Origin of the sequence: Helicobacter rappini (assembly GCF_900198625.1) — a bacterium.
Classification (GTDB): domain Bacteria; phylum Campylobacterota; class Campylobacteria; order Campylobacterales; family Helicobacteraceae; genus Helicobacter_A; species Helicobacter_A rappini.
Window position 1 is genome coordinate 38116 of the sequence record NZ_FZPK01000022.1, and the last position, 10184, is coordinate 48299.

The window sequence follows — 10184 nt, forward strand, 5'->3', positions numbered from 1 at the left end:
GAGGCTTTATGTTTGCTTGGTTAGAGAAAAATCCTTTCTTTTTCACAATTGCATTTGTTGTTGTGTTTTCTGTGGCTGGGTTGGTGCAGATTATCCCTGACTTTAGAAAGTCTTCGCAACCTATAGAGGGTTTGCGTCCGCTAACAGTGCTTGAGACTGCTGGGAGACAAGTATATATTAAAGAGGGTTGTTATAACTGCCATTCACAGCTTATCCGTGAGTTTAAAAGCGAAGTAATGCGTTATGGTATGTATAGCCTTAGTGGTGAGTATGCTTATGATAGACCATTCTTATGGGGTTCTAAGAGAACTGGACCTGACCTACATAGAATTGGCGATAGAAGCAGTAGCGACTGGCATGCTAATCACATGTATGATCCAAACTCTGTTGTGCCTAAGTCCATTATGCCAGCTTATAAGCATTTATATGATAAAGAAATAGATTTTGACACTGCGTATGCAGAAGCATTAACTCAAAAGAAAGTCTTTAATGTGCCTTATGATGTTGAAGGCTTAAAGACTAGCGTTAAGCTTGGGACTATAGAAGAGGCAAAAGAGCAATTTAAGACTGATGCAGCACAGATTGTAGAAGAGATGAAGCATAGTCAAACCGCTCAAATGTTTGATGATGGCAATGGTAAGATTACTGAGATTGTCGCACTCATTGCCTATCTTAATAGTTTAGGTTCAAGTAGAATTGTTAAATAGATTGGAATCTAAAAGGAGATTTGTATGAGTCTTGTAATATATGGTTTTGATTTATTGAGTTTAAAGGGGGCTTATTTGCTCTCTACTATTTTTCTAGCAGTTTGGCTATATGCTTATATTTATCATCTTTATCGCTCTCAAGCGACTGGAAAAATAGATTATGAAAAGTATGGCAAACTTGCACTTCAAGATTCTTTAGACGATGCGTTAATAGAATCTTGTGATGACAAAAACAACAAGACAGCAGAAAGGAGATAATAATGGGTTGGTTAAGCGATCATGTCAATTTACTTGGCTTTATTGGTGCTGTGGTGATTCTTTTACTAACCATTGCAATAGCGTGGTTTTACATTCAAAAGATGAAGACAGAGAGTGTAGGTGGAGAGCTTACGGAGCATTCATGGGATGGTATTAAAGAGTTTAATAATAATATCCCAACAGGTTGGCTTTTATCCCTTTTGGGACTTATGATATGGGCTGTTTGGTATATCCTTTTTGGCTATCCTTTGAACGCTTACTCACAAATTGGTGAATACAATCAGGAATCTCATGCCTATAATCAAAAGTTTGAAACCGTGCATGCAAATCTAGATTCAGATAAATTGCGTGAAATGGGTGAGCAAATCTTCCTTGTGCAATGCGCACAATGTCATGGTTTAACAGCTGAAGGCAATGATGGTAAAGCACAGAATCTTACTCATTGGGGTAAGATCGATGGCATTATGGATACTATCCGCAATGGTAGCACAGGGCTTACAAAAGAGAATGGCGAAGAGTTTGGTGGTATGCCTCCGGGTCTTTTAAGTGAAGAAAAAGATATTCAAGCAGTTGCTCACTATGTAATGAGTGAAATCGTTAAAGACACTTCTATGAAATATGATGAAGAGCTAGTAAAAGCTGGAAATGAAATCTATCATAGTGAAGAAAATGGCACATGTTTTCAATGTCATGGTGCTAATGGCGAGGGTGTAGAAGATATGGGTCCATCACTTCAAACCTATGGAAAAACTGAGTTTTTAGCAAATGTTTTGAAACATGGTAAAAAAGGCGAAATAGGTCTTATGCCATCTTTTGAATATCTTAATCTAAGTCAAAAAGAAGTAGAAGCTTTGCAGTCATTCATCGCAGCAAAGCAAAAGATTCAGTAATCTAAGGAGAATGTATGCAAGCGATTATAAATATTCTAAATAGTTTGGTTGGCTTTTTACTTGCCGTGTTGCTTGTAGTGGCTGCAGCAGCGATTGGCGGTTATAATGCTGTAAAGATTCAGCAATCAAGTGCTACAACATTTTATAGCATTGATTCACATAATCTAAAAAAGAATGACACTGCAAATCGTGATGCGTTTAAAATTGTAGAAAGCAAGGAATAGGAAGGAGTTTATGATGAAATTTACAGGACTTGAAAAATTTGTAGCACTTGTGCTTGTTGGATTTGGCTTACTTACTATCGCGCTTACGCTTATGCCTTATGAATTTTTGCATGCAGTATGAAGCAAGAAGTGAGTTGCAGTTTGAATAAAGCATATATTTTAATATATATTATTCATTTAGCCATACTGCAAACATTTATGTTTGCAAATGGTAGTAAGCAATCTAGCATTGCAAACACAGAATCTACTCTGCTAGATAAATCTAGCAAAGATTCTAAAACTAATGAAAAATTAGCACAAGGTGCTAGTGCATATTTGCAAGGGGATATTGATATACTCTCGCAAAATGCACCTACAATCGTGCAAGAACTCTCTAGTATTATATATGAAAAAACAGGTGTAAAAGTCTTTTTACATGTTGTTAAAAATACGCCGCAAAATGATACACAGACAGATATAAATGCAAAATTTCAAAACAGAAGATCCTATGAGACTCACATTACAGAACAAATACAGGGTAATTATGCTATTATATTTCTTTTCTATAATGACCATTCCATAACGCTAAAAAGCAATTTGCCTTTTTTAAACGATACTCATGCAGCAGAGTTACTAGAAGACTATGCCTATCCTTATTTACCCGCTGATTCCGTTGGGACATTGCGATATAATGATGGGGTAAATGAAGGGGTATCAAATCTATATCTTGCATTAACACATAAAATTGCAAAACATTATAATTTTGAGCTTAACGCACCAAAACCTATGGAAAAACAAAGCGACGCAACGAAAGTTGTCATATACGCCATGCTACTCATTCTCATTGGCTTGTTTATACTTGTGCGTTTTGGGTTACTTGCATTTAAGAAAAAAGGATAAAGATGACAGAAAAAAAACGCACATTATGGCCACTTGGGATATTGCTTGTTATCGCATTGGGCATTGTTCTCATTGTGATAAGCATTAGGATTTCAAGTAAGCAAAGCATTGATACAGATCGCACTTTTAACCTAAAACGCATAGAGCTAGATGAAAAAATTAATGCCATTATGCAACAACAAAACGCCTTTGAAAGTCTTTATAATGTGCGTATTAGCACCATTGGAGATCGCATGAATGCAGTGATTATGAAAAATCCCTATTATGTAACCCCTGTTCCACGAGACACACCAGAAAAAGAGGGTTTATTGCAAAGTAAAGATAATGTAATCACAATATATGTTGAAAAGAAAAAAGATAGCAATAATATACAAGATATGCCTATAGAATCTGTCGGATTAGAGTTTGTAAGACTTGACCAAGGTGAAAAGGAAGTGAGTGTGCTTACCATTCCTATGGAAAAGAGTGAGGAAAATACATATTCCACTAAAACTTTTTCATTACCTATGCAAGGGTATTATCAAGCTAGATTTAAGATTAATGTTAAAAATGCGACACAAGATAAAGAAATCCCGGTTTATTTTTATCATTGGGTGTTTAATAAGCAAGATTCACATCTATAATATTAAGCGATATTCATGCAGCAATCTACAAATACAAAACATAAGAAAATAGACACGCTAAAAAATTCCTATGAATTTGATATAGTGTTTAAAAATGGTTTGCGTTTTAATAGGGATTTCATGGCAATTTATGCTATGCCTTTGCGTGATTTTATATTTCATTTACGCAAAAAAAAACAATACAATCGTTTTATAGAATCTAAAATGCTTTTGGGTTTTAGCATTAATAAAAAAGTGGCAAAAGCATGCAAAAGAAATCTCATTAGACGCAGGATTAAGGCAGTTATGCAGGAATATGGCACAAAATACAGGGGATATGCCTTTGTTTTTATATGTCGAAAAGGTATTAGTGACTATGATTTTATCGCGTTAAAAAAACATATTCTATATAGCACAAAAAAGCTTACTCAAGCAAGAAATATAACTGAAAATAAATAGTAGTTTAGCTTATACCCCATAATAATTTATATAACGCAAAACTTAGCAAGCTATGAAGTTGTATAGGAAAGATCAGGTAAGAGAATTTTTAAGGATTACCAATAAAGCTAACCGCTGAAATCATTGCATTTAACTATAATTATCTTACAAAATTTTCATATAATTTAAAAAAAATCATTATGAACATAATGAGTTAATATCAGAATCTAACCCCTTGCACTTCACACACAATACAATACATTATTTAGTTTTAGATAAAATATCACAGATAAAAAATGATACAATAAAAAAGGCAAAACTATGCAAAAAGATGAAGTCATAAAAGAAACAACACTAGGTTTCACACATACAAATAGCACCAAACATAAAGTCCAGCTACTCTCACCAGCAGGTAATCTCACAAAGTTAAAAATCGCATTGCAATATGGAGCAGATGCGGTATATGGCGGTGTAAGCCATTTTTCACTGCGTAATCGTGCAAGTAAAGACTTCACTTATGACGACTTTAGAGAGGGCATAGTCTATGCGCACAATCTTGGCAAAAAAGTCTATGTTACTATTAATGGCTTTCCATTTAACTCACAGATAGAATCCTTAAAAACTCATATCGCAAAAATGCGTGATTTAGAGCCAGACGCTTTCATCGTAGCAGCACCCGGTGTTGTGAAACTTGCAAAAAGCATTGCCCCAAATATCCCCATACACCTTTCTACACAGGCAAATGTATTAAATGTGCTTGATGCAGGGGTGTTTTATGATATGGGCGTGAAGCGGATTGTCGCGGCAAGGGAGATAAGCCTTAGTGATTGCGAAGAGATAAAAAAGGTGCTGCCAGACTTAGAGATTGAAATTTTCGTGCATGGGAGCATGTGCTTTGCATTTTCTGGGCGTTGTTTGATTTCTGCCTTGCAGCATGGCAGAGTGCCTAATCGTGGGAGCTGTGCGAATGACTGCCGCTTTGATTATGAATACTTTGTGCGTGATGAGACAAGTGGGGAGCTTATCCGCTTTAATCCAAATGAATTTTATGCGAAGAATCCAGATAATAATGTGTTTTTGCGTTTGCAAGAAGAAGAGGGTGTAGGCACACATATATTTAATGCGAAAGATTTAAATCTAGCAAGTCATCTGCACCATATTATGCAATCAGGCGTGATTGATGCCCTAAAGATTGAGGGTCGCACAAAAAGCACATATTATGCGGGTATCACAGCACGCACATATCGCCTTGCCCTGCAGGATTATGATAGGCAAGTTTCTCGTCCGACTCTCTATCAATACGAGCTACATACGCTAAAAAATCGAGGCTTTACTGATGGATATATCATTCATCGCCCATTTGTGCGGCTTGATACACAGAATCATTTTAGTGCGATAAGTGAGGGCAGCTATCAGGTGTGTGCAGAGGTTGATTCTAGTGGGCTTTACTGCCTTTGTAAGCATACGATAAGAAAGGGCGATTTATTAGAGATTATCGCCCCATTGCATTACTATCCAAATACGCAGTTTGGGATACAATCTCATGCAGTGGCAAAACAAAATAACGCAGAATCTATGGGGTTAGATGAATTATCATATATACAAGATTCTAAAAGCCCAAATAGTATAGAATCTAGTTTAGATATACAAGATTCTATCTCATTAGATTCTAATGAGATAGAAAAGCTTACCGCACAAAGTAATGAAAATGGCATTATTTGTTGCATTGATGGTAGATATTATTTGCGATTACATAGAATCTTACTGCAAAATGGAAAAGAAGTGGATTCTATACATAGTGGCAATACAAACCCCATTGCACTGCCTTTTAAATTACCGCCTTTTAGTTTTTTGCGTGTAAGGTTATAAGGTTTAGAATCTTTTGTTGCTTGTTATAGTTTTTGATTATATTTATTTTATGTTTCAAGCAAGAATAACTTAAGATTGCATTACTTTTAACACATTAGCATTATTGCATAATGCTTTTATCTTGTATGACTTGCTCTATAAAATTTACATTATGCTTAATTGTCATGAACTTTTCATTGATTTGCATGGCTTTATCTTGTGGTAAAATCACAAGCAATTTTCCCGGATAGTTTTCATCACTGCGTTGATAAAACATTTCTTTAAACTTTTCCTTGCTTATCTTAATATTGCCAAAGCTAGGGTCTGACAAATACACAAAATAATCATCCATTCCACGATACACACTAAAATGATCATTATTTCTTGCTTTTACATACAATATTGCTGGCATTTTTAGTTTTCCTAAAGATTCCATATTGAGTGCTAATCCAAGCGGTTTAAATCCTTTTGTCTCTGCATATTTTGCTAAATCTAAGAATGAAGTGCTAGCCTTCTCTCTTAAGTCATCATTCCATTCAATCTCTTCTTTTCTGTTAATATCAATACCTTTATCTTTTAGCATAAACTCTATTATATCTTTTTCGCTGACATTGTGATTGTAGTAATAGGTGAGTATTGTCGATAATGATGCAGAACCACAGCTATAATCATATCTTTGCTTTGTGAGATTGCTATCTCTACTTTGTGTCCAAGTTTTTATCTGCTTTTCAATCACAATAGAATCTGTTGTGATGATTACCTTTGAGTGTGCTATAACACAACATAATATAAATACAAAATATTTCATTCTAGATTCTATATGAGAGAGTAAGATTTATCGCATTGCTTGTATAGTCATTTGTTTGTAAATGTTCTACGCTACTAAAGAATATAAGATTCTGTTTTATCTCATAAGCAACACCAAAATTATATGCAATAGAAGAGCCTTGCATAGAAACTATGTTGTTATCAACAAAATCTTTAGTTTTGTATTGATAAGTTATACCAAAATTAAGCGATACATAAGGATTCACAGCAAAATATATCATAGGTGTTAATGTAAAAATTTCTCCATTATTAATACTAAGGCGTTCATTTGCGCTATAAAGATTCACTCTAAAACCTGCTTGTAATAGAAAAACAAGTGGGTCTATCGTGTAGTAACTCATTGCTAATAATGAGTAGCCTTTAAAATATTGCAGCTTTGATTCAGCATTACTAAAACTTGCCATATTCATTATATCAATGCTACCACCAACAAGTAAAGATGGATATTTATCCTCTTTTTTTACTTGAGCTAATATGCCTAGATTCCAAGTGTTAAAATTACCACTATGTTTTTCTATGAAGTTTGCATTTATATTTGTTGTATTGTGCTGATAGAAGGCATTTAATGTGCTAAAGATTTCTATATTTTTATAGATTCCATATCTAGCACTCATAGCAAAGTTTAGATAATCGGTATTAGCATTTGCAAGCATACTAATAGGAATTGACACAAAATCGCCACTACTTATTTTATGAGATATTGTCGTTAATACAGAATTTTTGCTCTTAATGTTTATATATGAAAGCTGACCTAATATCCTAATCTGCTTTTTTCCACTTAGCACTTCATCAATACTTACAGGTTTCGCATTCAAAGCTTTAAATAATAAACCAAAAAGAAAGAATATATAAACAAACTTTTTACACATTAACCCATCTACTCCTATGATTTTATATTTGATTATTAGAATCTAAATCCCACAATTTAGACTATGAAAGTATAAGAATCTCATATAAAAATAGATTCTAAATTAAACATAGCATAATAAATCATTATGTGTTTCTGCGTTCAGCTAAACGCTATCATATAGTTATATTAAAAACTAAGCCCTGTTTCTAGCATAACACTCCACGCATGAGCTGCAGGAAAATTTACTTGTTTGCTATTAATAGTTAGAGCATTGCTTTGTGGGACATTATAATATTTTATAATGCCTTTTACATATATCCCAAGCATACTTGTTAAACTCACATCTACACCAAGTGAGCCAAAGAGACCATACCCAAGTTTGTTTTCACTAAAGCTTTGCTTACTTTCTTTAAGCACATAAAATGGACGCACAGCACCACCACCAAAGCTATATAATAACTTTGCCTTTTGTGTTAATGTTTTCTTCCCCTCAAGTTCCGCTCCATATGATCCAAAGGCATGTCCAATCGCACCAAAATGTCCTTCTATACCAAAAACAAAATTTATGTATAAGGGCGAATTAAGACTTGCTACATTAAAACCCATTTTATACTGAGCATTTGCAAAATAGCCTGTGTTACCTGCAATAAATCTATCAGACTCACTTGGAGCATTTGTGCCAAATACACCCATTGAACCCGGACCAACTTTAAAACCTAAGCCAAACTGCAATCTTCTTAACACTAAAAAATCAATATCAAATGCACCATAGCCACCCTTGAAGTTACCATCTAAACTGCCATTACCACCAAAGTCGCTATATACAGCACCAATCCCAACATTACCACCAATACAAAATAGAGAATCACATGCGGCATTTGCACTCATCATCAATGAACCAGCTAATACGATACCTAAACCTAGCTTTTTATATATGTTAATATTCATTGTAGTCCTCCTAGTTAATAATATGTCGTGCTAAACTGCATTCTAGCCGTGCTAACAGTTAGCACAACATTTTAGATAAAGTGTAAAAATTGCAATTCAACTAAAACCTAACGCTATGCAATATATCCCATTTGTAACCAAATATATCACCCACCTCATAAACTAAATCCATAATAGCATTCAACGCTCCTGCCCAAGACTCACCCTTAGTCTCACTCATCTCTACATTACTCAATGCAATAACATCGCCACTCTTAACATCATTAAATAGCATATTCATATCATCATTACTGATACTTGCTACTTTATGTGTTTCAATAATGTTTTGTGCATTATTTGCATGAACTTGTGCTTGCAGGGCAGTAAAACTTAAGATTGAACCCAAAACCAAAACTGAAATCATCTTTTTCATGATTTCCTCCTTTATGTAAAATTTATTTAGTTTATATTTCATTAATTAATTATTAAGAAATATAAACTTGCTTCTATCTTACATAAAAGCAACTTAACTAAAGCTTAAAATCAAAAAAAACAAAAAATCTCAATTTATGTTGCTTTAATGAAAAAACATACATAAAATGTAATGTATTCTTTACATTTTATTATTAAATTTATAATATTTATGAAATGTTATAAACACGCTTTCAATACATTTATAACATTGTAGAATAGAATCTAAATCCTACATTTAGACTATGAAAGTATAAGAATCTCATATAAAACTAGACTTGAAACTAAAATATAGCATAATAAATCATTATGCTATATAAATTAAAGGTTTGTGATTTAGCCTTATTGGAGTAAAAGCTAAATTAGCTAACAAATACTTTAAAACGCAATACCAGCTTCTAATCCAGCCTGCCAGCCATTTGATTTTGGCATACTTGCATTATTTGCTGTATTACTTGCATTGAGATTATAATACTTACCAAAACCTTTGAAATAAAGACTTATATGCTCACTCACTTTAGCCTGCGTCCCAAGACTAAACATAATGACATGACTTTTCTCATTAATATCAGCATAAGATTTACCAAAAGAATACGCTCCATTAAACACATAGCCATATCCAGCACTATATATAAGCTTCATTTTTTCACTTAAAGCGATTTTTCCATCAAACCCCGCTCCAATTATCATAAAATCCCTACCGACACCGCCATTAGTCTTTGCCATATCATACCCCAAAAGAAAATTGATAAACAAAGGTGAATTTACTCCCGCTACATTCACACCAAGTTTAGCAATCCCATCGATTTGAAATAATCTATTATCCTTGCTAAGTGTGCTAAGACTAGTCCCACTCACACTATTGCTACCATAGCCAATCTTTGCATCAAGACCAAATTGCACTCGATTAAAAAATATATCAGCCCCACCCAAAGACAAGAAGCCCAAAGCGTTATTTATGTTTGCCCCATTTCCCTCTATCTTTTCATAGTATCCACCAGCACCTATATAGAAATCTGTGCAGTAGTTTTCCGATGCACATATTGCATTTGCACTCACTCCCAAAGATCCAACTAATACAAAGCTTAAACCCAATTTTTTATATGTATTTACTGAAATCATCTGTTTCATGATTTCCTCCTTTATGTAAAATTTGTTTCGTTTATATTTGATTGACTAATTGTCAAAAAATATAAACTTGCTCGTATTGTAAATGAAAAAAATTTAACTCAAACTTAAAACCAAAAAAAAAAAAAAAAAAA

At 33.8% G+C, this 10184-nt stretch carries 13 protein-coding genes; 8 read left to right on the forward strand and 5 right to left on the reverse strand.

Going from position 1 to position 10184, the window contains the following annotated elements; all coding sequences use genetic code 11:
• Positions 1 to 8: 8 nt before the first annotated feature.
• The 8 genes from ccoO to C6H17_RS05840 all read left to right on the forward strand — a co-directional run bounded on the left by ccoO (position 9) and on the right by C6H17_RS05840 (position 5867).
• Complete coding sequence (gene ccoO, locus C6H17_RS05805) at positions 9 to 707, forward strand: cytochrome-c oxidase, cbb3-type subunit II (RefSeq protein ID WP_005219052.1); 699 nt, start codon at positions 9 to 11, stop codon at positions 705 to 707.
• Between the two features lie 24 nt (positions 708 to 731).
• Positions 732 to 965, forward strand: coding sequence for a cytochrome c oxidase, cbb3-type, CcoQ subunit (locus tag C6H17_RS05810; RefSeq protein ID WP_005219054.1), 234 nt, complete (start codon positions 732 to 734; stop codon positions 963 to 965).
• Positions 966 to 967: 2 nt separating this feature from the next.
• The gene (gene ccoP, locus C6H17_RS05815; protein ID WP_005219055.1) at positions 968 to 1855 is read left to right on the forward strand and encodes a cytochrome-c oxidase, cbb3-type subunit III; all 888 of its coding nucleotides are present in this window, start codon (positions 968 to 970) and stop codon (positions 1853 to 1855) included.
• A 14-nt stretch (positions 1856 to 1869) separates the two neighbouring features.
• Positions 1870 to 2079: a DUF4006 family protein gene (locus C6H17_RS05820; protein WP_004088124.1), complete on the forward strand. Its 210-nt coding sequence runs from the start codon at positions 1870 to 1872 to the stop codon at positions 2077 to 2079.
• Between the two features lie 117 nt (positions 2080 to 2196).
• Positions 2197 to 2958 carry a hypothetical protein gene (locus C6H17_RS05825; RefSeq protein ID WP_005219056.1) on the forward strand — a complete coding sequence of 254 codons (762 nt, stop codon included), beginning with the start codon at positions 2197 to 2199 and terminating at the stop codon, positions 2956 to 2958.
• Between the two features lie 2 nt (positions 2959 to 2960).
• Positions 2961 to 3581 carry a hypothetical protein gene (locus C6H17_RS05830; protein ID WP_005219057.1) on the forward strand — a complete coding sequence of 207 codons (621 nt, stop codon included), beginning with the start codon at positions 2961 to 2963 and terminating at the stop codon, positions 3579 to 3581.
• A 15-nt stretch (positions 3582 to 3596) separates the two neighbouring features.
• On the forward strand, positions 3597 to 4019 hold the full coding sequence (rnpA, locus tag C6H17_RS05835; RefSeq protein WP_005219058.1) for a ribonuclease P protein component: 423 nt from the start codon (positions 3597 to 3599) through the stop codon (positions 4017 to 4019).
• 300 nt (positions 4020 to 4319) lie between these two features.
• Positions 4320 to 5867, forward strand: coding sequence for a peptidase U32 family protein (locus C6H17_RS05840; RefSeq protein WP_005219059.1), 1548 nt, complete (start codon positions 4320 to 4322; stop codon positions 5865 to 5867).
• Positions 5868 to 5967: 100 nt separating this feature from the next.
• Here the strand turns inward: C6H17_RS05840 and C6H17_RS05845 are convergent, their stop codons facing one another.
• From C6H17_RS05845 to C6H17_RS05865, 5 genes are all read right to left on the reverse strand, one after another.
• A complete protein-coding gene (locus tag C6H17_RS05845; protein WP_005219060.1) occupies positions 5968 to 6654 on the reverse strand; it encodes a C39 family peptidase in 687 nt (228 codons plus the stop codon).
• Position 6655: 1 nt separating this feature from the next.
• A complete protein-coding gene (locus C6H17_RS05850; RefSeq protein WP_005219061.1) occupies positions 6656 to 7543 on the reverse strand; it encodes a hypothetical protein in 888 nt (295 codons plus the stop codon).
• Between the two features lie 167 nt (positions 7544 to 7710).
• Complete coding sequence (locus C6H17_RS05855) at positions 7711 to 8472, reverse strand: hypothetical protein (RefSeq protein ID WP_005219062.1); 762 nt, start codon at positions 8470 to 8472, stop codon at positions 7711 to 7713.
• A gap of 100 nt (positions 8473 to 8572) precedes the next feature.
• A complete protein-coding gene (locus C6H17_RS05860; protein WP_005219064.1) occupies positions 8573 to 8884 on the reverse strand; it encodes a hypothetical protein in 312 nt (103 codons plus the stop codon).
• A 416-nt stretch (positions 8885 to 9300) separates the two neighbouring features.
• Positions 9301 to 10053, reverse strand: coding sequence for a hypothetical protein (locus C6H17_RS05865; protein WP_005219067.1), 753 nt, complete (start codon positions 10051 to 10053; stop codon positions 9301 to 9303).
• Positions 10054 to 10184: the final 131 nt, after the last annotated feature.